At 66.0% G+C, this 22,881-nt stretch carries 23 protein-coding genes and 1 pseudogene; 11 read left to right on the forward strand and 13 right to left on the reverse strand.

The window, feature by feature from the left end; translation table 11 throughout:
* The first annotated feature begins 88 nt into the window (after positions 1 to 88).
* The 5 genes from tesB to ACTYOL_RS03385 all read left to right on the forward strand — a co-directional run bounded on the left by tesB (position 89) and on the right by ACTYOL_RS03385 (position 4,747).
* Positions 89 to 958, forward strand: coding sequence for an acyl-CoA thioesterase II (gene tesB, locus ACTYOL_RS03365; RefSeq protein ID WP_063542654.1), 870 nt, complete (start codon positions 89 to 91; stop codon positions 956 to 958).
* A complete protein-coding gene (locus ACTYOL_RS03370) occupies positions 955 to 1,545 on the forward strand; it encodes an HAD family hydrolase (RefSeq protein ID WP_444757538.1) in 591 nt (196 codons plus the stop codon). Before tesB ends, ACTYOL_RS03370 begins: the two co-directional genes overlap by 4 nt.
* A 270-nt stretch (positions 1,546 to 1,815) precedes the next feature.
* A complete protein-coding gene (locus ACTYOL_RS03375) occupies positions 1,816 to 2,931 on the forward strand; it encodes an ABC transporter substrate-binding protein (RefSeq protein WP_200603678.1) in 1,116 nt (371 codons plus the stop codon).
* Positions 2,928 to 3,989: a FecCD family ABC transporter permease gene (locus ACTYOL_RS03380; RefSeq protein WP_054892671.1), complete on the forward strand. Its 1,062-nt coding sequence runs from the start codon at positions 2,928 to 2,930 to the stop codon at positions 3,987 to 3,989. Before ACTYOL_RS03375 ends, ACTYOL_RS03380 begins: the two co-directional genes overlap by 4 nt.
* Positions 3,986 to 4,747: an ABC transporter ATP-binding protein gene (locus ACTYOL_RS03385; protein ID WP_153774479.1), complete on the forward strand. Its 762-nt coding sequence runs from the start codon at positions 3,986 to 3,988 to the stop codon at positions 4,745 to 4,747. The genes ACTYOL_RS03380 and ACTYOL_RS03385 overlap by 4 nt, the downstream gene beginning before the upstream one ends.
* A 40-nt stretch (positions 4,748 to 4,787) precedes the next feature.
* Here the strand turns inward: ACTYOL_RS03385 and ACTYOL_RS03390 are convergent, their stop codons facing one another.
* On the reverse strand, positions 4,788 to 5,132 hold the full coding sequence (locus ACTYOL_RS03390) for a cupin domain-containing protein (protein WP_063542660.1): 345 nt from the start codon (positions 5,130 to 5,132) through the stop codon (positions 4,788 to 4,790).
* 79 nt (positions 5,133 to 5,211) lie between these two features.
* Positions 5,212 to 6,147: a CDF family Co(II)/Ni(II) efflux transporter DmeF gene (gene dmeF / locus ACTYOL_RS03395; protein ID WP_153774480.1), complete on the reverse strand. Its 936-nt coding sequence runs from the start codon at positions 6,145 to 6,147 to the stop codon at positions 5,212 to 5,214.
* Between the two features lie 70 nt (positions 6,148 to 6,217).
* On the opposite strand from dmeF, the gene ACTYOL_RS03400 reads away from it, so the two are divergent.
* On the forward strand, positions 6,218 to 6,493 hold the full coding sequence (locus ACTYOL_RS03400) for a metal/formaldehyde-sensitive transcriptional repressor (protein WP_153774481.1): 276 nt from the start codon (positions 6,218 to 6,220) through the stop codon (positions 6,491 to 6,493).
* Between the two features lie 120 nt (positions 6,494 to 6,613).
* On the opposite strand, the gene ACTYOL_RS03405 is transcribed toward ACTYOL_RS03400, so the two are convergent.
* The 7 genes and pseudogenes from ACTYOL_RS03405 to ACTYOL_RS03435 form a co-directional block, all read right to left on the reverse strand.
* Entirely contained in the window at positions 6,614 to 7,546 is a 933-nt protein-coding gene (locus ACTYOL_RS03405; protein WP_444757539.1) for a phosphatidate cytidylyltransferase, read from the reverse strand.
* Between the two features lies 1 nt (position 7,547).
* A complete protein-coding gene (locus ACTYOL_RS03410) occupies positions 7,548 to 8,171 on the reverse strand; it encodes a lysophospholipid acyltransferase family protein (protein ID WP_151926410.1) in 624 nt (207 codons plus the stop codon).
* Positions 8,172 to 8,179: 8 nt separating this feature from the next.
* Entirely contained in the window at positions 8,180 to 8,611 is a 432-nt protein-coding gene (locus ACTYOL_RS03415; RefSeq protein WP_444757540.1) for a hypothetical protein, read from the reverse strand.
* Positions 8,608 to 9,966 (reverse strand): phosphatase PAP2/dual specificity phosphatase family protein, encoded by a 1,359-nt coding sequence (locus tag ACTYOL_RS03420; protein WP_444757541.1) that lies wholly within the window; start codon positions 9,964 to 9,966, stop codon positions 8,608 to 8,610. Before ACTYOL_RS03420 ends, ACTYOL_RS03415 begins: the two co-directional genes overlap by 4 nt.
* Positions 9,966 to 11,714 (reverse strand): bifunctional alpha/beta hydrolase/class I SAM-dependent methyltransferase, encoded by a 1,749-nt coding sequence (locus ACTYOL_RS03425; protein ID WP_444757542.1) that lies wholly within the window; start codon positions 11,712 to 11,714, stop codon positions 9,966 to 9,968. The genes ACTYOL_RS03420 and ACTYOL_RS03425 overlap by 1 nt, the downstream gene beginning before the upstream one ends.
* A 30-nt stretch (positions 11,715 to 11,744) precedes the next feature.
* Positions 11,745 to 12,350 (reverse strand): CDP-alcohol phosphatidyltransferase family protein, encoded by a 606-nt coding sequence (locus ACTYOL_RS03430; RefSeq protein WP_054892662.1) that lies wholly within the window; start codon positions 12,348 to 12,350, stop codon positions 11,745 to 11,747.
* Positions 12,351 to 12,464: 114 nt separating this feature from the next.
* Positions 12,465 to 12,593 (reverse strand): annotated as a pseudogene (locus ACTYOL_RS03435) (XdhC family protein); the annotation flags it as partial.
* Between the two features lie 105 nt (positions 12,594 to 12,698).
* On the opposite strand from ACTYOL_RS03435, the gene ACTYOL_RS03440 reads away from it, so the two are divergent.
* The gene (locus ACTYOL_RS03440; RefSeq protein WP_054892660.1) at positions 12,699 to 13,337 is read left to right on the forward strand and encodes a TetR family transcriptional regulator; all 639 of its coding nucleotides are present in this window, start codon (positions 12,699 to 12,701) and stop codon (positions 13,335 to 13,337) included.
* Between the two features lie 2 nt (positions 13,338 to 13,339).
* Here ACTYOL_RS03440 and ACTYOL_RS03445 read toward each other — a convergent pair whose 3' ends face one another.
* The 4 genes from ACTYOL_RS03445 to ACTYOL_RS03460 form a co-directional block, all read right to left on the reverse strand.
* Positions 13,340 to 16,897, reverse strand: a complete 3,558-nt coding sequence (locus ACTYOL_RS03445) for a molybdopterin cofactor-binding domain-containing protein (RefSeq protein WP_444757543.1) — start codon at positions 16,895 to 16,897, stop codon at positions 13,340 to 13,342.
* A gap of 15 nt (positions 16,898 to 16,912) precedes the next feature.
* Positions 16,913 to 17,380 (reverse strand): (2Fe-2S)-binding protein, encoded by a 468-nt coding sequence (locus ACTYOL_RS03450; protein WP_200603669.1) that lies wholly within the window; start codon positions 17,378 to 17,380, stop codon positions 16,913 to 16,915.
* Positions 17,381 to 17,509: 129 nt separating this feature from the next.
* Complete coding sequence (locus ACTYOL_RS03455) at positions 17,510 to 17,986, reverse strand: MarR family winged helix-turn-helix transcriptional regulator (RefSeq protein ID WP_151926417.1); 477 nt, start codon at positions 17,984 to 17,986, stop codon at positions 17,510 to 17,512.
* Positions 17,987 to 18,054: 68 nt separating this feature from the next.
* On the reverse strand, positions 18,055 to 19,107 hold the full coding sequence (locus ACTYOL_RS03460; RefSeq protein WP_063542680.1) for a 2,5-dihydroxypyridine 5,6-dioxygenase: 1,053 nt from the start codon (positions 19,105 to 19,107) through the stop codon (positions 18,055 to 18,057).
* Between the two features lie 329 nt (positions 19,108 to 19,436).
* On the opposite strand from ACTYOL_RS03460, the gene nicC reads away from it, so the two are divergent.
* From nicC to ACTYOL_RS03480, 4 genes are read left to right on the forward strand one after another with little or no spacing between them, the layout of a single operon-like run.
* Positions 19,437 to 20,585: a 6-hydroxynicotinate 3-monooxygenase gene (gene nicC, locus ACTYOL_RS03465; protein ID WP_054892655.1), complete on the forward strand. Its 1,149-nt coding sequence runs from the start codon at positions 19,437 to 19,439 to the stop codon at positions 20,583 to 20,585.
* A complete protein-coding gene (nicD, locus tag ACTYOL_RS03470) occupies positions 20,582 to 21,388 on the forward strand; it encodes an N-formylmaleamate deformylase (protein ID WP_444757544.1) in 807 nt (268 codons plus the stop codon). The genes nicC and nicD overlap by 4 nt, the downstream gene beginning before the upstream one ends.
* A gap of 13 nt (positions 21,389 to 21,401) precedes the next feature.
* A complete protein-coding gene (locus ACTYOL_RS03475) occupies positions 21,402 to 22,154 on the forward strand; it encodes a maleate cis-trans isomerase family protein (protein WP_054892653.1) in 753 nt (250 codons plus the stop codon).
* A 14-nt stretch (positions 22,155 to 22,168) separates the two neighbouring features.
* The gene (locus tag ACTYOL_RS03480; RefSeq protein ID WP_065861555.1) at positions 22,169 to 22,810 is read left to right on the forward strand and encodes an N-carbamoylsarcosine amidohydrolase; all 642 of its coding nucleotides are present in this window, start codon (positions 22,169 to 22,171) and stop codon (positions 22,808 to 22,810) included.
* Positions 22,811 to 22,881: the final 71 nt, after the last annotated feature.

Here is a 22,881-nt window from a genome sequence, read left to right on the forward strand (position 1 = left end):
GGGCCGCCATGCACGGAGGCAATGACAAATTCTGTATGATTTGCGCCAATGCCCGAATTGCCGTGACACCTGTTAGGAGAAGCCCCCGATGAGCCATGTGTTGGACGACCTGGTCGACCTGTTGAGCCTCGAATCCATCGAAGAGAATCTGTTCCGTGGTCGTAGCCAGGACCTGGGCTTTCGTCAGTTGTACGGCGGCCAGGTGCTGGGCCAGTCGTTGTCGGCGGCCAGCCAGACGGTCGAGGACGCGCGTCATGTCCATTCCCTGCACGGCTATTTCCTGCGTCCTGGCGATGCCAGCATGCCGGTCGTCTACTCGGTCGATCGGGTACGCGATGGCGGCAGTTTCAGCACACGCCGGGTCACGGCGATCCAGAAGGGCAATCCGATCTTCACCTGCAGCGCGTCGTTCCAGTACGACGAGGGCGGTTTCGAACACCAGGTGCAGATGCCCGATGTAGTCGGCCCCGAGAACCTGCCCAGCGAAGTCGAACTGGCCCGCGCCATGGCCGACAAGCTGCCCGAGCGAATCCGCGACAAGGTGCTGTGCGCCAAACCCATCGAGATCCGCCCGGTGACCGAGCGCGATCCGTTCGACCCCAAGCCGGGCGACCCGGTGAAGTACGCCTGGTTCCGTGCCGACGGCAGCCTTCCGGACATCCCGGCGCTGCACAAGTACCTGCTGGCCTACGCCTCGGATTTCGGCCTGCTGACCACCTCGCTGCTGCCGCACGGCAAATCGGTGTGGCAGAAGGATATGCAGATCGCCAGCCTCGACCATGCACTGTGGTTCCACCGTGACCTGCGTGCCGACGACTGGCTGCTGTACGCCACCGACAGCCCGTGGGCCGGCAACGCCCGTGGTTTCACCCGCGGCAGCATCTTCAACCGCGCCGGGCAACTGGTGGCCTCGTCCACCCAGGAAGGCCTGATCCGCCATCGCAAGGACTGGGCATGAGCCTGCACGAAGTACGTAACTGGGTGTTCGACATGGACGGCACCCTCACCGTGGCGGTGCACGACTTTGCCGCGATCCGCGAGGCGCTGGAGATTCCGCCCGAGGACGACATCCTCACCCACCTTGCCGCGCTACCCCACGAAGAGGCCACGGCCAAGCACGCCTGGCTGCTGGAGCACGAGCGCGACCTGGCGATCGCCTCGAAGGCCGCGATCGGCGCGGTCGAGCTGGTACGCGAGCTGTCGACGCGTGGCTGCCGACTGGCGATCCTCACGCGCAACGCGCGGGAGCTGGCACATGTCACGCTGGAGGCCATTGGCCTGGCGGACTGCTTCCCGGTCGAGCACATCCTGGGGCGTGACGAGGCGGCGCCCAAGCCCGACCCGGATGGCCTGTTGCAGATCGCCCGGGCCTGGGGCGTGGCGCCGTCGGAGCTGGTGATGGTGGGCGACTACCGCTTCGACCTGGATTGCGGGCGGGCGGCGGGGGCCAGGACGGTGCTGGTCAACCTGCCCGACAACCCCTGGCCGGAGCTGGCGGACTGGCATGCGGCGGATTGCCGGGCGTTGAGAGCGATGCTTGGCTGAAAGATTGCGCTGGGTTCTTCGCGGGCAACCACAATAGCCCCCATAGCTTCTGAATACTGTGGTGTTACCTGTGGGAGCTGTTGTTTGCCGCTGCGACTTGCCCGCGAAGAACACACCGCAACCCCAATGTAATGAAACGTCACCCATGACGATTCGCTGACATCCCACTACATACCCGGACACTGGCAAGGGCGGCCCGCTGACTAGAATGCCCGGTCTTGAATGAGACCGATTCTCTGTCACGCATCCGCTGTTGCCAGGAGCCCTCCGATGCCCTCCATTCTCCGTTCCGCGCGGCGCCTGTTGCCGTTGCTCATGCTGCTGGCCGCAGGCCTCGGCACTCTCCAGACCGCCAGCGCCGCCCAGGTCACTGACGTGCTCGGGCGCAAGGTCGAGGTCGATCATGCGCCCCAGCGTATCGTCCTCGGCGAGGGGCGGCTGTTCTTCGCCCTGGCCCTGCTGGATCGCGACAACCCGTTCCAGCGCGTGGTCGGTTGGCAGAACGACATGCGCCTGCTCGACCCGCACACCTACGAGGTCTACGCCAAGCTTTATCCACAGGTGGCCAAGCTGCCGCTGATCGGCCAGGCCTCGGAGCAGAGCGTCAGCGCCGAGCAGATCCTGGCACTGAAACCGGACCTGGCGATCTTCAGCATCGCCGGCGAAGGTCCGACCCAGCACAGCCCGGTCGCCGACCTGCTGGAGCAGGCCGGTATCCCGGTACTGTTCATCGACTTCCGCGTGCACCCGATCAAGAACACCCGCGTCAGCCTCGAAGCCCTGGGCACCTTGCTGGGTCGCGAACAGCAGGCGCGGGAATACCTGGACCTCTACGACAGCCACCTCAAGCACGTCACCGACCAGGTGGCGGGGCTCAAGGACAGTGAGCGCCCGAAGGTCTTCCTCGAACTGCTGGCAGGCGTCTGGCAGGCGCCGGGGCACACTACCGGCAAGAGCGGCCTGGGCAGCGTGGTCGAGGCGGTCGGTGGGCACAACATTGCCGCCGACGTGGTGCCCGGTGCGCTGGGCGACGTCAGCGTCGAATACGTGCTCAAGGCCGACCCGGACGTCTACATCGCCACCGGCAACCGCGCCCCCGGCGTGCTGCTGGGTGCTGGCGTGAGTGCCGATACCGCGCGCCAGAGCCTGGCCAGGATCATCGCGCGCCCCGAGTTCGCACCACTGCGCCCGATCCGCGATGGCCAGGCCCATGGCCTGTGGCATGACTTCTACAACTCGCCGTTCAACATCCTCGCCATCGAAGCCATGGCCCGCTGGGTTCACCCCGAGCGCTTCAAGGATCTGGATCCGCAAGCGACCATGACCGACATCAACCACTTGCTGAAGGTCGGCCTGGACGGCCACTACTGGATCGACACCAAGTGACCGCCCAGGCTCTGGACGGCGCCGCGCTGGCAGCCTGGCGTTATCGGCGCCTGCTCTGGCGGCGCGCCGGGCTGGTCGGAGGGCTGGCCGTGCTGCTGGCGCTGGCGGTGCTCGGCGACCTGGCCAGCGGCGCCTCCGGCATGGGGCTCGGACAACTGCTGCATGGGGTGTTCGACCCGAACGCACTGAGCGCCACCGAACGGGTGATCATCTGGAACGTGCGCCTGCCTTACGCGCTCATGGCGGTGCTGGTCGGGGCCGCGCTGGCACTGGCCGGCGCCGAGATGCAGGCGATCCTCGACAACCCGCTGGCCAGCCCTTTCACCCTGGGTGTGTCCTCTGCCGCGGCGCTGGGTGCGTCGCTGGCCATCGCTTATCCGCTGTCGGTTGCCTGGCTGACGCCGAGCGCCCAGGTGACGGTGATGGCGTTCGTCTTCGCCTGCTTGTCGGTACTGCTGCTGCAGGCCATGTCGCGGCTGCGCGGTGCCGGGGTCGAGAGCCTGGTGCTGTTCGGTATCGCGCTGGTGTTCAGTTGCAACGCATTGGTGTCGTTGCTGCAATTGCTGGCCACCGAGGATGTGCTGCAGCAACTGGTGTTCTGGACCCTCGGCAGCCTGGCGCGGGCCAACTGGCAAAAGCTGGGCATTCTTGCTGCGGTGCTGGCGCTGGTGCTGCCGTTCTCGCTGCGCGCCGCCCCGGCCATGACCCTGCTGCGCATGGGCGAAGACCGTGCCCGCAGCTTCGGCGTGGATACCCGGCGCCTGCGCGTCGCTTCGCTGCTGCGCATCAGCCTGCTGTCGGCGACTGCGGTGGCCTTTGTCGGCACCATCGGGTTTATCGGCCTGGTCGGCCCGCACATCGCCCGCCTGCTGGTGGGTGAGGACCAGCGCTTCCTGCTGCCGGCCAGTGCACTGGTCGGAGCGTTGCTGCTGTCGCTGTCGTCGATCGCCAGCAAGCTGATCCTGCCAGGGGTGATCGTGCCGGTGGGGATCGTCACTGCCCTGGTGGGCGTCCCGGTGTTCGTGGTGCTGGTGTTCCGGCGGGGGAGAAGGTTGTGAGCTTGCGTATCGAAGGGCTGTCGGTCAGCTATGGCGCGCGTCGGATCATCCAGCAACTGAGCCTGCCGCCGCTGCCGGCGGGCAGCCTGGTGGCGCTGGTCGGGCCCAACGGGGCGGGCAAGTCCACCCTGCTGCGGGCCCTGGCCGGACTGGAGCGGATGCAGGGCGCGGTGCACCTGGGCGATGAGGACGTTACCCGCCTGAGTTTCGCCGAACGCGCCCGGCGCCTGGCCTACATGCCACAGCAACTGCCGCCGGGGCTGGCGCTCGGGGTGCTGGAGAGCATCGTCGCTGCGCTGCGCGTGGGGGCTGCCGATGACCTGTTGGCGACCGCCTTCGATGCGCTGCGCCAGTTGGGCATCGAGCACCTGGCCGAGCAAGGCTTGGACAGCCTGTCCGGCGGCCAGCGCCAACTGGTGGCCCTGGCCCAGTTGCTGGCGCGCAATCCACAGGTGCTGTTGCTCGACGAGCCGACCAGCGCCCTGGACCTGCACTACCAACTGCGGGTGATGGATGCAGTGCGTGAGCGGGTGGTGCGCCATCGGCTGTTGGCGGTCGCGGTGCTGCACGACATCAACCTGGCGGCCAGCCATGCCGATTGCCTGGTGATGCTGGAGAAGGGACGGGTGGTGGCCTGCGGCACCCCGGCCGAGGTACTCGAACCGCAGTTGCTGGCGCAGGTATATGGCGTCGAGGCGCGGGTCGAGCAGTGCTCTCGTGGTCGCTTGCAGGTGCTGGTGGACCGGGCGCTGCGCTGAGCCTGCCGGCCCGGCTGCACGCCCGCTCCGTCGGCCGCTGTCAGGCGAAGACGAAGTACTTGCGTACGGTCTCGACCACTTCCCACGTGCCTTTCATGCCGGGCTCGATGACGAACACATCCCCACCCTTGAGGTGCTTGGGCTCTTCGCCTTCGGGGGTGATGATGCAGTAGCCCTCGAGGAAGTGGCAGAACTCCCACTTCTCGTAGTTGACCTCGAACTTGCCAGGCGTGCAGATCCAGGTGCCCATGATCTTGCTGCCATCGGCCGACAGGTAGGCATTGAGGTTGACGGTGTGCGGGTCGCCGCCGATGCGTTTCCACTTGGTCGCATCGACCACCGGGGTCGGACAGGTTTCGCGCAGGACGGTGATGAAGTCGGACATGGCAGGGCTCCTGATGACGGGCTGAGTGACCCGTCACCTTAGGGGCTGGGCGAAAGGCACGGTTGCCTGCGCTCGACGTTCATCTGTCTGGATGCGCTATGGCGTTCACCTCGACGGTGATATGCGCAAGCTCCTCGTGTTCCGCCAATGCCTGGCGTACACGGTCGGCACTCAGCTCTGTAGTGCAGGCCAGGCCGAGGATGCAGGCGTACTGGTCCTTGCCGACGCGCCACAGGTGCAGATCGGTGATGTTCGCCTGGACTGGCAGCGCGGCGACCGCTTCGCGGATTTCTTCGACCAGTGGCGCGTCCATCTCGGCATCCAGCAGCACCCTCCCGGTGTCGCGCAGCAGCCCCCTTGCCCAAAGCGCCACCAGTACTGCGCCAAGCAGGCCCATGACTGGGTCGAGCCAGGCGGCGCCCCACAGTTTGCCCGCCACCAGGGCGACGATAGCCAGCACGGAGGTCGCCGCATCGGCGATGACGTGCAGGTAGGCCGAGCGCAGGTTCAGGTCGTGTTGGTGGTGGCCATGCTCATGGTTTTGCTCGTGGTGGTGGGCATGATCGTCGCGCAGCAGCCAGGCGCAGATCAGGTTGACTCCAAGGCCGATCACAGCGATGAAGATTGCCTCGTCGTAGTGGATGGGACCGGGCGTGAGCAGGCGCTCGACCGACTGGAAGGCCATCACCCCCGCGACCCCGAGCAGCAGCAGGGCGCTGGAGTAGCCGCCCAGGATCTCGATCTTCCAGGTGCCGAAGGCAAAGCGCCGATCTGTGGCATAGCGGCGTGCTGCGGCGTAGGCCAATAGCGAAAGGCCCAGGGCCAGGGCATGCGAGCTCATGTGCCAGCCATCGGCGAGCAGCGCCATGGAGTTGAAGAACCAGCCCCCGGCGATTTCCGCGACCATCATGATCGCGGTGAGCCAGACGGCCAGGCGCGTCTTGCGCTCGGCACCGAGGTTGCTGGTATGGAACTGATGGCTGTGCAGCCATTTGTCAGAGGCGGTGGCCTTCATGGTTTATCATGCTCCCGTATGATCCAGAAATATACTATACCCCAGTATACATATCATGATGTGAGGCGCCATGGCACACACGTTGAAGAACAAGAAGTCGCTGCTGACCCGAGTGCGCAAGATCAAGGGTCAGGCCGGCGCACTGGAGAAGGCGCTCGAGCAGGAGAAGGACTGTCTCGCGATCCTGCAGCAGATCGCTGCGGTGCGCGGGGCGGTAAACGGCCTGATGGCCGAGGTCATGGAAGGGCATATCCGCGAGCACCTGGTGGCGGACGGGCTGAGCATCCAAGAGCGCCAGGAAGAGGCGGACAAGGTGGCTGCGCTGCTGCGCTCCTACCTCAAGTGACTTCAGGGGCTTGAGCCAGCGGGGTGTCGCGCAGGGCTTATACCCCAGGGGGGTATTGATGATGAGGATCGGTAGGGGTGGGTAGGGCGCAATACCGCTGCACCCCGACCCTGCGCTGTTCTAGGCCCACCAGTAGCGCACGAAGTGGAAGAACACCGGCGCGGCGAAGCACACCGAATCCATGCGGTCGAGCATGCCGCCATGCCCTTCGATCATGTGCCCCCAGTCCTTTACCCCACGGTCGCGCTTGATGGCCGACATCACCAGCCCGCCAAAGAAACCCATGGCGTTGACCGTCAGCGCCATCAGCGCTGCCTGCCAGAAGTTGAACGGGGTGATCCAGCACAGCAGCGCGCCGACCAGCGTGGCCAACGCCACCCCGCCGGCCAGGCCTTCGACGGTTTTGGACGGCGACAGGTTGGGCGCCACCTTGCGCTTGCCGAACAGCTTGCCGCACACGTACTGCAGCACGTCGCTGATCTGCACCACCAGGATCAGCCAGGCAATCAGCAGCAGGTTGCGGCCCCCGTAGCCGGGGATGTCCAGGGTCATCAGCGCAGGCACCGACGACACGCAGTAAACCGCGATCATCAGGCCCCACTGCACCTTCGAGGCGCGCTCCAGGAAGCGCGTGGTATCGCCGCCGAAGCTGGCCAGGATCGGCAGCAGCAAAAACAGGTACACCGGGATGAAGATGCTGAACATGCCGTACCAGTCCATGGCGATCAGCAGGTACTGCACCGGCAACGCTACGTAGAACGCAGCCACCAGCGCTGGGTAGTCGCTGCGCCGGGTCGGGGTGAGGGTCATGAACTCGCGCAGGGCGTAGAACGACACGCAATAGAACAGCACGATCACGCCGTACTTGCCGAACACGAAGGCCAGGCCGATCACCAGCACCATCACCCACCAGGCGTTGATGCGTGCATTGAGGTTGTCGATCACTGCGTGCGGCGCGGAGCCTGCGCGCCACTTGAGCAGGCGACCGATGATGCTGGCCAGGAGCAGCAGGGCGCCGATGCCGGCGAACAGGGACAAGGTGTTGTGATCCATCTCAGACTTCCTTCGGGGCCAGGTTCAGCAAGGCTTGACGGGCCCGCTCGAGAAACGCCTGCTTGCTTTCGTCAGGCAGCACCTGCAAGGGCTCGCCGAAACTCAGCGTGCACAGCAGCGGCAACGGCAGGGCGCGGCCCTTGGGCATCACCCGGTTGAGGTTGGCGATCCACACCGGTACCACCTCGATTTCCGGCTGGGCAGAGGCGAGGTGGAACAGGCCGCTCTTGAAGGGCAGCAGTGGATCGTCTCCAAGATTGCGCGTGCCTTCCGGGAAGAAGATCAGCGAATCGCCCTGGGCCAGGGCGTCGAGCACCGGTTGCAATGGGTTGTCCTGGCCTTCGCTGCGCTGGCGATCGATGAGGATACCGTTGAACACCTTGCGTATGACGAAATTGCGCAGCCCGGGTTTGTTCCAGTAATCCGCCCCGGCCACAGGCCGCGTCCGGCGCCGCAAGGGCTCCGGCAGGGAGGCCCAGAGCAGGACGAAATCGCCGTGGCTGCTGTGGTTGGCGAAGTACAGGCGCTGCACCGGTTGTGGCGTGCAGCCGAGCCACAGGGCACGGGCGCCGGTGATCAGGCGCGCGGCGGAGGTGATGGCGAAGGCGGTGAGGGCGGCGAGCATGGTGCGGGTCATCCGGTGAAGGGCAGTGTCAGCAGGGTAGCCAAGGTCAACAGCAACTGCAGGCCCAGGCACAGGGCCTGGCGGCGCAACAGGGCGAGTGCAGCCTGGCTGCGTGTCGGCCAGTCGCGCGGGTCGTCGACGCGGGCCTTGAGGTTCAACTCGAACAACGCTCGATCCAGGGCGCGGGTGTCGTCAGTGAGCCGGGTACTGCTGGCCAGGCGATCGAAGAGCTCGGCATCCAGGGCCACGCGCACGGCCCAGTACTTGTGGGCAAGGCCGAGGAGCAGCAGCACGATGCATAGCGCACTGGCCAGCGGATGCAGGTGCAGGCCGAGCAGTGGCGCGAGGCCGTAGGCGACGGCCAGCAGGGTCAGGGCGTCAGACAGCCGTTCCAGTTGTCGGCCACGGGCTAGCAGGGTGGCGACCAGGTGCAGGTTCATGGCTGGACTCCGAGTTGCAGCAGGGCATGACGGTGGCCGGGGTGCAGTACTACGCCCGGGCGGGCCTGGCGGATGAGGGCTTCGGCGGCGTCGATGTCGGCGCAGCGGCCGCTGTGGATCAGCCAGGCCGCCACGGCGCTGGCGCTGCGTGAATAGCCCAGGGCGCAGCAGACCAGCAGCGGGCCTTGCTGGCGCAGGCGGTCGATGGCTTCTGCGGCTTGGAGCAGCAGGGCGGGGCTTGGGGGGATGAGGTCCAGGGTGGGCAGGCTGAGGTAGGTTGTCTGTTCTGGCCCATTCGCGGGCAAGCCCGCTCCTACTGGTTCAACAGGCGCTGTGGCTGGCCATGGGCAGGGTAGCTCCGCACACAAATCCACCACCGCCGCAAAATCACCTGCCTCGCCCAATCCGGGAATCCGTCCCAGATATACCCCGTCGCATACTTCATCTGCCTGCGGATGCCGCCAGGTCCAGGCTCGGGAGTTGATCCAGGCGCCAACCAGGTAAGGCGCCAGCAGCCAGGTCGCGGCGTTCGACAGATGCCCATCCGCAGCTTTCTGAAATCCGCCAGCTCCCAGCAGCACATAGTTCAGCGCTACCACCAGCAACGCCACTGCCGGCCACAGCAAACACAGCCACCCTCCACCCAGCTTGAAGGCCAGCAGCGCACACAACAGGGCGCTGATGCCATAGCGCAAGCCAAGCCGCCAGCGTTTCGGCTCACGCGCCAGATGCGCCTCGCGCAGCGGCAACGCGCCCTGGTGCGGCCACAGCCACAGGCACAGCAGCCCCACCAGCGCGCCGCTGGGCAGGTCTATGAAGTGGTGCTGCCAGGTGGTCAGCACCGAGAGCCCGATCAAGGCCATCCAGCCGTGCACGGCCCAGCGCCAGAGCGGTTTGCGGGTGTGCCGGGCGAACATGCTCCAGATGATCACCAGCAGTGCGATATGCAGCGACGGTGCCTGGTTATAGGGTTTGTCGAAGCCCATCAGCACATCGAACAGCCAGCCGAACACGCCTGCCAGTTCCGGTCGCTCGAAGGTGAAACGCAGCGGCCACAGCAGGAAGCAACTGACGCTGACCAGCTGCGCGGTCAACAGCGCCAGGGCATGGCGGTCCATCTCCCGACGCGTGAGCGGCAGCAGGAATGACAGGCCGTACAACAGGTCGATCGACCAGTACGGAATGATCGTCCATGGCCACAGCGGCATGTGCCGTTCCCAGTCGAACACCAGGCTGCCGACATCGTCGCGCCCGGCGGTGTAGGTGTTGGCCAGGCCGTAACTGAGGAAGAAGAACGGCCCGAGCAGCAACAGCCACAGGACACCGCGCCGGATCAGCCCGGCTTCGCGCGTCATCAGCGAACCCGCTGGGCCAGGCTGACGCTGAAGATGCCCCATTCGTCGATGCGCTGGGCGATCTTGCGAAAACCTGCCGCCTCCACTAACTGGTCCATCTCGGCCTGGCTGCGCCGGCGCATGACCCAGGCGTCGCCGCCGCGGTGGCTGGTCAGGGCGCGGGCGATCATCTCCAGTTGCGGATGCCATGGCTGGCCGGTGTAGACCAGGTAGCCGCCGTCTTCCACGGCGTCGGCCAGGCCCGCCAGGGAGTCGCCCACCCGTTGGTTGCTGGCGAACAGCTCATAGAGCCCGGACACCACCGCCAGGGTGGGGCGCGGGTCGAGGCTCGCCAGGCTCTGGCGGTCGAAGGCATCGCCCTGGACGAAACGGGCAATCTCGCCCAGGCCCTTTTCGTCGATCAGCGCGCTGCCCTGCTGCACGTTCAGCTCGCTGTAGTCGCGCAGCAGGATCGAGTCCGGCAATTGCTCCTGCAGCGCTTCGAGGATGTAGCGGCCGTGGCCGGCGGCGATGTCGACGATGTGCACAGGTCGTGCCTGTTCGCGCAGGCGAGCGATGGCCAGGCGCAGCAGTTCCTCGACATGCACCTTGCGTTGGCGGATACCACGCCAGCCGATGGCATCGAGGTAGTTGCGATCGATCAGCTCGCCCAGTTTGCCCTTGCCGGTCGCCTGGTTGCGGTACACGTAGTCCAGGGTGCTGCCGGAGTCGAAGCCGGTGTCGAAACCCAGCTTCACCCCTTCGGACAGCCCCTTGCCCAGGCGCAGGCTGGCGCGGTAGCTGCGCCAGTAGAGGTCGCGCGGCGAGTTGTGCGGCAGCGGTGCGGCCAGGCTCTCGGCCTCGGCGCAGCTGGCACCGACCTTGTCGGCATCGAGCAGCGAAGGCGCAGGCAGCGGTGCGTCGAAAGAGTGGGCGATGAAGCGCTCGATCCGCGCCAGGGCGTGGGCGCGGTCGCGTTCGCCGAGGGTGTCGTGGAAGAAGCCGGGCAGGATATGCATCTCCTTGCGCGGGCTGCCCAGGCGCTCGAAGAAACGCTCCTGCGGGCCGCGTTCCACCACGAAGTCCGCGCCAGACACCAGCAACTGGGTCGGTATCTGGATGGCCTGGGCGTCGGCGACCACGCGGTCGGCTGCCTCGTACAGGCCCAGCAGCACGGTCACCGAGATCGGTCGGCTGATCAGCGGGTCTGCGGTGTACGACATCACCCGTTCCGGATCATGGGTGAGCAGCCGCGGCTTGACGTAGCTGTTGACGAAGAAGTTGCCGCGCAGGGCCTTGAGCAGTTTCAGGCCGGGGCGAGCGAAGGGCACGTAGAGCTTGACCTTGAACGCCGGCGAGGCCAGCACCAGGCAGCGCACCTTGGGCGCGTAGTCGTGGGCCCAGGTGGCGATCAGCACTGCGCCGACGCTCTGCGCCAGCACGACCATATCGGGCTCGGCGATACCGTGCCGCGCCTGGAGATGTTCGATGAAGGTCTGCACGTCGCGCACGCTGGTGGCGAAGCTCGGACTGTCGCCACGGGCCCCTGGCGACAGGCCATGGCCACGGGCGTCCCAGGCGAAGATGTCGTAACCGGGCAGGTCCAGTTCGTCGGCCAGGTGCGCCATGCGCCCGCCGTGCTCGTGCCCGCGATGGAACATCACCAGTGCCCGGCGCGGCTGGTGCTCGTTGCGGGTGGCCGGCCAGTGCCGGTAGTGCAGCTCGACGCCGTCGTGGGTCGAAAAGTGCAGCGATTGCGCTTGGCGCATGGCGAAAGTCCTTGTCCTGCGGCGATGGGGTCAGCGGGTTTCGGCCAGCCCGTGGCGTACCCGGTTGTAGAGGGTATAGAGCGAGAGCAGCAGGATGACCAGCAGCAGGCCGTTGATCCACGTCGGATTCAGCACGCCGAAGGCCACGCCGGTGCCCAGTACGCCGAAGGCAAAGGCCCGGTCGCTCTTGCCCATCGGGCCGTCGTAACGCCGCGAAGCACCGGCCAGCGGGCCCATCACCCCGGCGTATTCACTGATGACGGCAAGCAGCACCACCAGCACCACCAGTGCCGGCGACACCCCGACCAGCAACGCGAAGGGCAGGTACAGCGCCGCGTCGGCGATCACGTCGCACAGTTCGTTGAGGTAGGCGCCGAGGGTCGATTGCTGGCCGAACTCGCGGGCCAGCATGCCGTCGACGGCATTGAGCGCCATGCGCAGCAGCATCCACACCGGGACGAGGATGAACAGCCAGGTGACGTGGGGCAGCCAGGCGAGCAGCAGCCCCAGCAGCACCGACACCAACGCTGCGGCGACGGTGACCTGGTTGGCAGTGACGCCGCGATCGTAGAGACGCTGCACCGAAGGGCGCAGCAGAGCCTGGAAGCGGGGTTTGAGCTGATAGATGGATGGCACGGTGAGTTCCCTGTCGTGGTGCGGCGTGGAGGGGATTGTGGGGAAAGAGATTGGCGGGCGGCAAGGGGGTGGCGTGTGGTGGTTCACATCTGTGCACCACAGGGGCTCGGCAGGCTACAACGCATCCCGCGCCTTGCCGCGATACACCCGCAGCACATCCGCCATTACCGCCAGGGCGATTTCCACTGGCGACTTGCTGCCCAGGTCCAGCCCGATCGGCCTGTGCAGGCGTTCGATCTGCTGGGCCGGTCGACATGCTGCATGTTCGGTTACCCCGTTCCAATCGTTGGCGCCACACCCCATGTCTGTGGCAGTGTTGGCTATCTGGCCAGCCCCACAGGGACCGACATGCAGACTCGCAAAACCGGTGTTCGTGCCCAGCAGGCCGACCGCACCAAGGACAACATCCTCAAGGCCGCGGTTAAGGTCTTCAGCAAGGAGGGCTTCACCGGCGGGCGCGTCGAGCAGATCTCCACGCTGGCCAAGTCCAACGACCGGATGATCTATTACTACTTCGGCAACAAGGAAAAGCTGTTCATCAGCGTGCTGGAGCATATCTACGCCAGCTTCAACCAGGCCGAGGCCAAGCTGCGCCTTGACTTGTCCGACCCCGAGAGCGCGTTGCGCCAACTGGTGGCGTTCATCTGGGACTACTACGTGCGTCATCCCGAGTTCGTTACCATCCTGGCCACCGAAAACCTCCACCAGGGCCAGCACGCGCGCAAGTCGCAGAACCTGCAGGCGCTGTCCGGCGAGGCGGTCGGCGTGCTGCGGCCGATCATCGAGGCGGGGCAGGCCAAGGGCCTGTTCCGCAATGACATCGACATCACTCACGCCTACCTGATGATTGCCTCGCTCTGCTATTTCTATAACTCCAACCGCCATACGCTCAGCTCGTTCCTCGCCGTGGACCTCGCCGACAAGCAGGCCAAGGCCGACTGGCTGGACTTCATCAGCGATCTCGCCCTGCGCGGCCTGCGCCGCTAGCCTCAGTGGCTGCCGGGGTTGGCGCGTACCTGCGCGCTCTTCGCCGCCAGCCCTTGCCAGGCCGGTTTGTCGGCGGCGAAACGCTGGCGCAGGTAGGCGGCCAGGTCCGCCACCTGGCGGTCCGAGAGGCTATCCCTGAAGCCGGGCATATAGCCCAGGTCGCGGGTCGCAGGCGTTGGAATACCGTGCAGGATCACGCGCAGCAGGTTGTCCGGCACATCGCTGTGCACGTTGCTGTTGACCGCCATCGACGGGCTGACACCGAACAGCTTCGGCCCCAGGCCATCGCTGTGACAGGCCATGCACGCACCTTTGAATACCCGCTCGCCATTGCTGATGGACAGTTGCGTATCGACCTGAGGCGCAGCCTGGGTCGCGACCGTCTGCGGCTCGCCGTCCAGTGAACTCAGGTAGTGGACAATGGCCCGCACGTCGCTCTCCGGCAAGGTCGCCAGCTCGCTGACCACTGGCCCCATGGGCCCGGCGGCGACACCGTGCTTGTCGGAGAAGCCGGTACGCAGATAAGTGAACAACTCGCTCTCGCTCCAGGGCGTGGACGACTTGCCCAGGGCGTTGAGTGCTGGCGCCTCCCAGCCATCGACCATGCCCCCGGCCAGGTAGCTCTTGCCGGCTTTTTCCGCGCCCATCAGGTTGCGTGGCGAGTGACAGGCGGTGCAGTGTCCGAGGCCGTCGACCAGGTAGGCGCCGCGGTTCCACTGCGCACTGCGCTGTGGGTCGGGCTGGTACTCGCCGCGCTTGAGGAACAGCGCGTTCCAGCCGGCCATCAGCGGGCGCTGGTTGAACGGGAAACGCATGTCGTTGGCCGGCGCCTCCTGGCGCACGGGTGTCTGCGACATCAGGTAGGCGTACAGCGCCTGCATGTCACCGTCGGTGATATTGCGAAACGAGGTGTAGGGAAAGGCCGGGTACAGATGTCGGCCGTCGCGGCTGATGCCCTCGCGCATGGCGCGCTCGAAGGCGGCGAACGACCAGCGGCCGATGCCGGTTTCCGGATCGGGCGTGATGTTGGTGCTGTACAGCGTGCCGAACGGCGTTTCCATCGCCAGGCCGCCGGCATTGACCTTGCCGCCGATGACCGTGTGGCACACCGCGCAATCGCCGGCCGCCGCCACCTGGCGCCCGCGTTCGAGCATCGCCGCCGACCAGCTGCCGGCCGCCGGAGGCGTCACCGGCGCGATTTCCGTGCGAAAGGGCAGGGCGGTGGCGAGCATGCCCAGGGCGGCACCGAACACGCCGGCGATCGAGCCGAACCACCACTTCGAGCGTTTCGACGCGGGCTGTGCTGGCGCAGACGAATCCTCGCCGTTACCGCCAAGCGCAGCACGCACCCGTTCGGCCGTAATCGGCAACTCGCGAAAGCGTATGCCGGTGGCGTCGAAGATCGCGTTGGCGATGGCCGCCGCGCTCGGCACCGAGGCCGACTCGCCGCTGCCCATCGGTGGTTCGTGTTGGCGCGGCAGCATCATCACGTCGATGGCCGGCAGCTCCGGGAAGGTGAGGATCGGGTAGCCGCCCCATTCCTTGCTGGCCACCGTCGATTCCTCGAAGTGCACCTGTTCCTTGAGTACGCGGCTGGTGGACTGGATCACGTTGCCGTGGATCTGGTGGCGCACGCCCTCGGGGTTGACCATCATGCCCGCGTCATGGCCGATCACCACACGGGTAACGGCCACCTCGCCGGTGCGCCGGTCCACCGCCACATCGGCGACCCAGGCCGCCCAGGCGGCGCCGAAACCCGGGAATTTGCTGTGGATGTAGCGCGCATAGGCAAAGCCGCGACCGCGCAACACATCGCCCTCGGCGGGTGCCTGCATGGGCTGGGTGTGCGCCTGCCACTGCGCGCGTTCGGCGGTGGCCTTGACCAGATCGATGGCACGCGGGTCGGACAGGTGGCGCAGGCGGTACTCGACCGGGTCGACGCCTGCCGCGAAGGCCAGTTCGTCGATGTAGGACTCGTGGGCGAAGCTGTTGGGCATCGCCGACACGCCACGCATCCACGAGGCGCGTACCAGCGGTGTCATGTCATTGATGGTGACGCGCATGTGTTCGTAGTCATAGGGCGGAATCGAGGTGCGGTCGCCCATTTCGAACAGCGCCGGCACCGGTTCCACCGCGCCGGTCAGCAGCAGGGCGAGGGTTGGGGCGCCGTTGGAGGGGTAGCTGGTCTGGAAGTCGTAGGCGGCGACCGTGCCGTCGGCGTTCAGGCCGCCGTCGATCTCCATCAGTTGCGCGGTGCCCTTGGGCTCCCAGACATGCTCCTGCTCGCGGGTCAGTTGCACCCGCACCGGGCGTCCAACCGCACGCGACAGCAGCACCGCGTCGGCGCACACGTCGTCGGCGCAGTTGCGGCCGTAGCAGCCCGCCGCCTCCATGCGGATGATCTCGATGCGCGCTTCGGGGCACTCCAGCAACCAGGCGAGATCGGCGCGCAGCAGGTGCGGATTCTGGGTGCCAGACCAGACGCGGATCTGGCCTTCGGTGAAGTCGGCCAGGGCACAAGACGGGCCGATCGAGCCATGCAGCTGGTAGGGCCACAGGTAACTGCGGCTCAGGCGCTGGCTGGCATTGGCGATGCCCGCGTCGACCTCGCCCTTGTCCAGTACGGTGCGCTGCACCCTGGGGTTGTCGCGGATGGCCTGGGCGACGTCGCTGAGGTCGGGCAGCTTGCCAGTGAACGGCTTCCAGCTCAGCTTGAGGTCGTGGGCGGCGCGGATCGCCTGTTCCTCACGCTCGGCCACCACGCCGACGAAGTCGCGGATCACCACCACGGCGACCACGCCAGGCACATGGGCGATGGAGCTTTCATCCACCGCCAGCAGGCTGTTCCCGACGAAGTCGCCACTGTCGTGACCGGCATAGGGCGGGCGGATCACCCGGCCGTGGAGCATGTCGGGCAGGCGCATGTCGTGCACGTAGGTCAGCTCGCCGGTGGCCTTGCCGGGGATGTCTACCCGCGCGGCGCTGCGCCCGACCAGGCGATAGTCCTCGACGGCCTTGAGCGGGGCGTCGTCGGCGATGCGCAATTGCTGGTTGTGTCCGCGCACCAGGTCGGCGAAGGGTAGGCGACGGCCGTCTTCGGCGATCACCGCGCCTTCTTCGATCCGCAAAGCATTGGCTGCGCAGCCCAGCTCAAGGGCGGCCTGCTGCAGCAAGAAGCGTCGCGCCGTGGCCGCGGCCTTGCGCAATGGCACGGCGGAAATCTGCAGGGTGGCGCTGGCGATGGTCGCGCCCTGGTTCGGCGCACGCTCGGTGTCGCCGAGCACCATGTGCACCTGGTCCATGCGCAGGTCCAGCTCCTCGGCGACGATTTGCGCCAGCGAGGTGCGGATGCCGGTACCCAGGTCGACGTGGCCATTGAAGGCATAAACCAGGCCGTCGTCGCTGACGGCGATGAACAGTGCCAGTTCGCGGTCCTTGATCACCGGTGTCACGCCCTTGGCAACCGGCCCCGAGGGTGGGGTGATCTCGTCGACGATCAGCAGCACGCCGCTGCTGGCCAGCAATTGCTCGCGTGAAGGCACCTGTTGCGAGTGATTCATGAGGTTCTCCGGATCTCAGGCCTGGCGGCCGGCGGCGCGGCGCACCGCGCGCAGGATTTCGACGTGGGTGCCGCAGCGGCAGAGGTTGCCGGACAGTTCGTTGCGGATCTGTTCGTCGGTGGGATTGGGGATACGGTCGAGCAGGGCCTTGGCGGTCATGATCATGCCGTTCATGCAGTAGCCGCACTGGGCCGCCTGTTCGTCGATGAACGCCTGCTGCACCGGGTGCGGTGCGGCCTTGTTACCGAGACCTTCGAGCGTGATGACCTCGCGGCCTTCGGCGCCGGCCAGCGGAATCACGCAGGAGCGCGCGGCCACCCCGTCGATGATTACCGTGCAGGCACCGCACTCGCCCAGGCCGCAGCCGTACTTGGGGCCGTTCAGGCACAGGTCGTTGCGCAGGATCAGCAGCAGCGGTGTGTCGGCGTCGGCGCTGACATCCACAGGCTGACCGTTGATCCGCAGGGAGATGGTTGTTTGCATTGTTGGCTCATCTCTGGGGCGCTACCAAAGAACACAATTGGTGCGCTTTTTCGGTAAGTACTCACTACATGAAATGGTGAGCAAGAAGCAGGCCAGAGATGGAATGGAAGGGGTAGGGGCGGTGCGGTGCTAGCCAGCCACTTCGTCGCTGTCGATCATCTTGCGCAGCAGGAACAGGATCGCCACCCGCTCCCCGGCATTGAGGCTGCCCATGCTCAGCTCACTGATCTGTCGTGCGCAGGGAATCATCGCATCGAGCAGCGCCGAGCCGCTCTCGGTGAGCTCGACGATGACCTTGCGCCGGTCGTCCGGGTCTGGCGACAGTTGCACCAGTTCGCGGGCCTTGAGGCGCTCGACGATGCCACGGATGGTCGCCTGGTCCACCGCCGTGGCCTTGATCAGCTCGGCCTGGGAGCTGGGCCCATGGTCGCGCAGGGCGCACAGGGTGACGAACTGGATCGAGGTGAGCTGTGGGTCGCACGCCTGCTGCTGGAAGATCGCCGTATGCCGCTGGTACGCCTTGCGCAGCAGGTGGCCGATCTGTTCGGTGACGTCATAGGGCGTGGTGTCGAGCGGGGTGGCAACGGGGGCGGTTTTCTTCGGCATGTGATGGCTTGGGCTGTGTGGGTTGGCTGGCCGGCCCCCGAAAGCGGAGCGCCGGGCCAGTATAACCCCTATCGGGCCTTGGACTCCTCGGGCGCGACCACCTCGCCGGCCAGCACCACGGCCTGGTCGTCCAGGTAGATATCGCAGTTGCGCAGCGGGATATCCAGGTGGCACGGGGTCTTGCGCTTGCCGCCGACCTCGGTGTTTGGGCCGGTGGAGAACAGGAAGTTGCCGTAGAAGGCGCGGGCGTCCATGCACATGCCGTCGTTGCGGTCGTGCAGGCCCATGGCGGTCCATTGCGCGCGGGGTTGCAGGCCCCAGCCGATGTGGGAGATGCCGTACACCTCGGGGTCGTTGAAGTACTTCATGTAGTCACGCAGGTACTCGGCCTCGAAGCCGCCGTGGATACCGGTGATGAAGCCTTTCTCGATCTCCAGGGTGATGCGCTCGCGGCAGTAGTTCTTGAACGGCAGGATGATGTCGCCGACATCCAGCACCAGCGTGCCTTCGGCGCTGTCCTCGTTCGGCCAGGTGAACAGGAAGCCACTGGGCCAGTGGTCCCAGCGCCCCGGCTCGTCGGCGTAGCCGTATTCGGTGACCGCCGGATACTGGCCGAGCGGGGCGTGGAAGTCGCTGCCGGCCTTGGAGCGCACGTGCATGCTGCGCGCTTGCTTGAGCAGGGTCTCGGCGGCCAGCACGCGACGCTTGTCGTCCTCGGTGGGCAGCATGCGCGCCAGTACTTCCGGGGGTTCGACCGCCAGCAGGATGCGCGTGCCGGTCTTGAGGATCTGCTCCTGCTCGGGAGAGTGCAGCAGCATCATGGTGTCGACGATCAGGTCGGCCGCTTCCAGCGCCCGCTGGGCGGCGATGTTGCCGGTCAGCGCGGTGTCGCCGCAGTAAGCGGTCATGTCGTTGCCCATCGCCGTGGGGTGGTTGAACGACGGCAACTCCACCGCATAGACCTTGGCCTTCAGGCGCTGCGCGGCCTCCATCGCGGCGTTGACCGTGCGCGGGTCGGAGTAGTGGCTCTTGAGCACGGCGACGCTCTGGGTTTCGTCAACCCGAGACAGTTTCAGCACGTGTTCGAACATCTGGGTCAGCTCTGCATTGCTCACCGGCATGGGGGTTCTCCTGGTCAGGACTCAAGGGTCGAGCGGCTGCACCACGGCAGTGCCGGGCGCGTCATCTCGGTGCAAAACAATAGTGTGTACACCATATTTGCTCAGATGAAAGCGCATCCCGCCGATTAGCGCAAGCGTTGCGATCAAACGTTACCTATTCACACATATTCCAATGTTTGCGGTAACAATGGCCGCGTTATCGCCATTGATCGCGGTCCTTGAAAATATTTCGCACTGCCTCTTCCAATTAAAAAAATAGAGCGTATACACTCTAAATCGTCGAGCGGCCGAACCGCTGGCAACACATCAGAACAAGAGGAGACATACCCATGCGGGGTAGGCAGAAAATCGCAATCGTCGGTGCAGGTCTGGGTGGGGCGGCGGCCGCCACGTTGCTGCAGCAGGCCGGGTTCGACGTCGAGGTGTTCGAGCAGGCGCCGGAGTTCACCCGCCTTGGTGCGGGCATCCACATCGGCCCCAACGTGATGAAGATCTTCCGTCGCATGGGCCTCGAGCAGAAGCTGGAGCTGATGAGCTCGCACCCGGACTTCTGGTTCAGCCGCGACGGCAAGACCGGCGACTACCTGGCGCGGATCCCGCTGGGCGAGTTCGCTCGCCGCGAGTACGGCGCTTCGTACATCACCATCCACCGCGGCGACCTGCACGCGCTGCAGATCGAGGCGATCAAACCGGGCACCGTGCATTTCGGCAAGCGCCTGGAAAAGATCGTCGACGAGGGTGACCAGGTGCGCCTGGACTTCGCCGACGGCACTCATACCGTGGCCGATATCGTCATCGGTGCCGACGGCATCCACTCGAAGATCCGCGAGGAACTGCTGGGCGCCGAAGCGCCGATCTACAGCGGCTGGGTCGCCCATCGTGCGCTGATTCGCGGCGACAAGCTCAAACAGCACGCGGACGTGTTCGAGGACTGCGTGAAGTGGTGGACCGACGATCGTCACATGATGGTCTACTACACCACCGGCAAACGCGACGAGTATTACTTCGTCACCGGCGTACCGCACGAGGCCTGGGACTTCCAGGGTCCGTTCGTGGACAGCAGCCAGGAAGAGATGCGCGCCGCCTTCGAGGGCTATCACTCGACGGTGCACAAGCTGATCGACGCGACCGAGTCCATCACCAAGTGGCCGCTGCGCAACCGCAACCCGCTGCCGCTGTGGAGCCGTGGCCGCCTGGTGCTGCTGGGCGATGCCTGCCATCCGATGAAGCCGCACATGGCCCAGGGCGCCTGCATGGCCATCGAGGACGCGGCAATGCTGACCCGCTGCCTGCAGGAAACCGGGCTGTCCGACCACCGCACCGCCTTCGCCCTCTACGAAGCCAACCGCAAGGAACGCGCCTCGCGGGTGCAGTCGGTGTCCAACGCCAACACCTTCCTCTACACCCAGGAAGACCCGGCGTGGGTCTACGGCTATGACCTCTATGGCCAGGAACTGAAAAGCGGGGAGGCGGCATGAGCAGCTTCGTCGCCGGCGGCAACGTCAGCGCCAACGGCATCCGCCAGCACTACCTGCGCTACGGCGGCAAGGGGCCGGCGCTGATCCTGGTGCCGGGGATCACCAGCCCGGCGATCACCTGGGGGTTCGTCGCCGAGCGTCTCGGCCTGCACTTCGACACCTATGTGCTGGACGTGCGCGGGCGTGGCTTGTCCTCCAGCGGTCCTGGCCTGGACTATGGCACCGACGCCTGCTCCGCCGACATTCCGGCCTTCGCCGCAGCGCTTGGGCTTGGCAGTTATCACCTGGTCGGCCATTCGATGGGCGCACGCTTCGCCATTCGCGCTGCCGCCCAGGGCGCGCCGGGCCTGCAACGCCTGGTGCTGATCGATCCGCCGGTGTCCGGTCCGGGCCGTCGCGAGTATCCGAGCAAGCTGCCGTGGTACGTCGATTCGATCCGCCAGGCCACGACCGGCATGACCGGCGAGGACATGCGCGCCTTCTGCGCGACCTGGAGCGACGAGCAACTGGCCCTGCGCGCCGAATGGCTGCACACCTGCCACGAGCCGGCGATCGTGCGAGCCTTCAACGATTTCCACGAGGTGGATATCCATCAGGACCTGCCCGCCGTGCGCCAGCCAGCGCTGCTGATGGTGGCCGGGCGTGGCGGTGTGATCCAGGCGCAGGACATCGCCGAGATCCGCGAGCTCAAGCCGGACATCCAGGTGGTTCAGGTCGACAACGCCGGCCACATGATTCCCTGGGACGACCTCGAAGGCTTCTTTGCTGCCTTCGGCGATTTCCTCGACCATTCCCTCGTCTGAAGGAGCACGAGACATGACCAAGCTGTATCGCATCGGCCAGATCGTGCCGAGTTCGAACACCACCATGGAAACCGAGATCCCGGCGATGCTCACCGCGCGCCAGGCGATCCGCCCGGAGCGCTTCACCTTCCACTCCAGCCGCATGCGCATGAAGCAGGTGAAGAAGGAAGAACTGGCGGCGATGGACGCCGAATCCGATCGCTGCGCGGTGGAGTTGTCCGACGCCAAGGTCGACGTGCTGGGCTACGCGTGCCTGGTGGCGATCATGGCCATGGGGCTGGGCTATCACCGCCAGTCGGAGAAACGCCTGCAGAAAGCCACCGCCGACAACGACGCGCTGGCGCCGGTGATCACCAGTGCAGGTGCCTTGGTCGAGGCGTTGCACGTCATGAAGGCCAAGCGCATCGCCATCGTCGCGCCCTACATGAAGCCGCTGACCGAGCTGGTGGTGAACTACATCCGTGAAGAGGGCTTCGAGGTTCAGGATTGGCGTGCGCTGGAGATCCCCGACAACCTCGCCGTGGCGCGCCATGATCCGGCCAACCTGCCGGGCATCGTCGCCGGCATGAACCTGGAAGGCGTCGATGTGGTGGTGCTGTCGGCCTGCGTGCAGATGCAGTCGCTACCCGCCGTGGCCAAGGTCGAGGCACAGACCGGCAAGCCGGTGGTCACCGCGGCCATCGCCACCACCTACGCCATGCTCAAGGCACTGGACCTGGAGCCTGTGGTTCCGGGCGCTGGTGCCCTGCTGTCGGGCGCCTACTGAAACGGGAGACGGACATGAGCGACGCACAGAGCGCCCGTGACAACTACCAGGGCGTGTGGGGCCAGCGCATCGGCTTCGGCCGCAAGGCGGCCCTGCTGATGATCGACTTCATGCAGGGCTATACCACCCCCGGTGCGCCACTCTACGCCCCCGGCGTGGTGTCGGCCGTCGAGCAGGCCAGCGGCCTGCTGGCGCTGGCGCGTGACTGCGGTACTCTGGTGGTCCACACCAATATCCGCTACCAGCCCCCGCACTTTGCCGATGGTGGCGTGTGGGTGCGCAAGGCGCCGGTGATGAAGGACATGGTCGAGGGCAATCCACTGGCTGCATTCTGCGAGGCGGTGATGCCACTGGCGCAGGAAGTGGTGCTGAGCAAGCAGTATGCGAGCGCCTTTTTCGGCACCAGCCTTGCACCGCTGCTGCATGCGCAAGGGGTCGATACCGTGGTGCTGGCCGGCTGTTCCACCAGCGGCTGTATCCGCGCCAGTGCGGTGGATGCGCTGCAGCACGGGTTCCGGACCATCGTGGTGCGCGAGTGCGTCGGCGATCGCCATGAGGATCCGCACGAAGCGAACCTGTTCGACATCGACAGCAAGTACGGCGATGTCGTCAGCCGCCAGGAGGCCATGGAGCAACTCAAGCGCCTGGCCGACTGAGTCGGGCGCCTTGTACCCATAACAATCGAGGAACGGTGCAGGAACGCCCGTTCCATCGCCGTCCGCTGTGC

It is taken from the genome of Pseudomonas sp. A014, from assembly GCF_052378495.1.
Classification (GTDB): Bacteria; Pseudomonadota; Gammaproteobacteria; order Pseudomonadales; family Pseudomonadaceae; genus Aquipseudomonas; species Aquipseudomonas machongensis.

Coding starts and splice junctions, on each gene's coding strand:
- tesB (WP_063542654.1), top strand. CDS start 89: ATGAGCCATGTGTTGGACGACCTGGTCGACCTGTTGAGCCTCGAATCC.
- ACTYOL_RS03370 (WP_444757538.1), top strand. CDS start 955: ATGAGCCTGCACGAAGTACGTAACTGGGTGTTCGACATGGACGGCACC.
- ACTYOL_RS03375 (WP_200603678.1), top strand. CDS start 1,816: ATGCCCTCCATTCTCCGTTCCGCGCGGCGCCTGTTGCCGTTGCTCATG.
- ACTYOL_RS03390 (WP_063542660.1), bottom strand. CDS start 5,132: ATGTCCGACTTCATCACCGTCCTGCGCGAAACCTGTCCGACCCCGGTG.
- dmeF (WP_153774480.1), bottom strand. CDS start 6,147: ATGAAGGCCACCGCCTCTGACAAATGGCTGCACAGCCATCAGTTCCAT.
- ACTYOL_RS03400 (WP_153774481.1), top strand. CDS start 6,218: ATGGCACACACGTTGAAGAACAAGAAGTCGCTGCTGACCCGAGTGCGC.
- ACTYOL_RS03405 (WP_444757539.1), bottom strand. CDS start 7,546: ATGGATCACAACACCTTGTCCCTGTTCGCCGGCATCGGCGCCCTGCTG.
- ACTYOL_RS03410 (WP_151926410.1), bottom strand. CDS start 8,171: ATGCTCGCCGCCCTCACCGCCTTCGCCATCACCTCCGCCGCGCGCCTG.
- ACTYOL_RS03415 (WP_444757540.1), bottom strand. CDS start 8,611: ATGAACCTGCACCTGGTCGCCACCCTGCTAGCCCGTGGCCGACAACTG.
- ACTYOL_RS03420 (WP_444757541.1), bottom strand. CDS start 9,966: ATGACGCGCGAAGCCGGGCTGATCCGGCGCGGTGTCCTGTGGCTGTTG.
- ACTYOL_RS03425 (WP_444757542.1), bottom strand. CDS start 11,714: ATGCGCCAAGCGCAATCGCTGCACTTTTCGACCCACGACGGCGTCGAG.
- ACTYOL_RS03440 (WP_054892660.1), top strand. CDS start 12,699: ATGCAGACTCGCAAAACCGGTGTTCGTGCCCAGCAGGCCGACCGCACC.
- ACTYOL_RS03445 (WP_444757543.1), bottom strand. CDS start 16,897: ATGAATCACTCGCAACAGGTGCCTTCACGCGAGCAATTGCTGGCCAGC.
- ACTYOL_RS03450 (WP_200603669.1), bottom strand. CDS start 17,380: ATGCAAACAACCATCTCCCTGCGGATCAACGGTCAGCCTGTGGATGTC.
- ACTYOL_RS03455 (WP_151926417.1), bottom strand. CDS start 17,986: ATGCCGAAGAAAACCGCCCCCGTTGCCACCCCGCTCGACACCACGCCC.
- ACTYOL_RS03460 (WP_063542680.1), bottom strand. CDS start 19,107: ATGCCGGTGAGCAATGCAGAGCTGACCCAGATGTTCGAACACGTGCTG.
- nicC (WP_054892655.1), top strand. CDS start 19,437: ATGCGGGGTAGGCAGAAAATCGCAATCGTCGGTGCAGGTCTGGGTGGG.
- nicD (WP_444757544.1), top strand. CDS start 20,582: ATGAGCAGCTTCGTCGCCGGCGGCAACGTCAGCGCCAACGGCATCCGC.
- ACTYOL_RS03475 (WP_054892653.1), top strand. CDS start 21,402: ATGACCAAGCTGTATCGCATCGGCCAGATCGTGCCGAGTTCGAACACC.
- ACTYOL_RS03480 (WP_065861555.1), top strand. CDS start 22,169: ATGAGCGACGCACAGAGCGCCCGTGACAACTACCAGGGCGTGTGGGGC.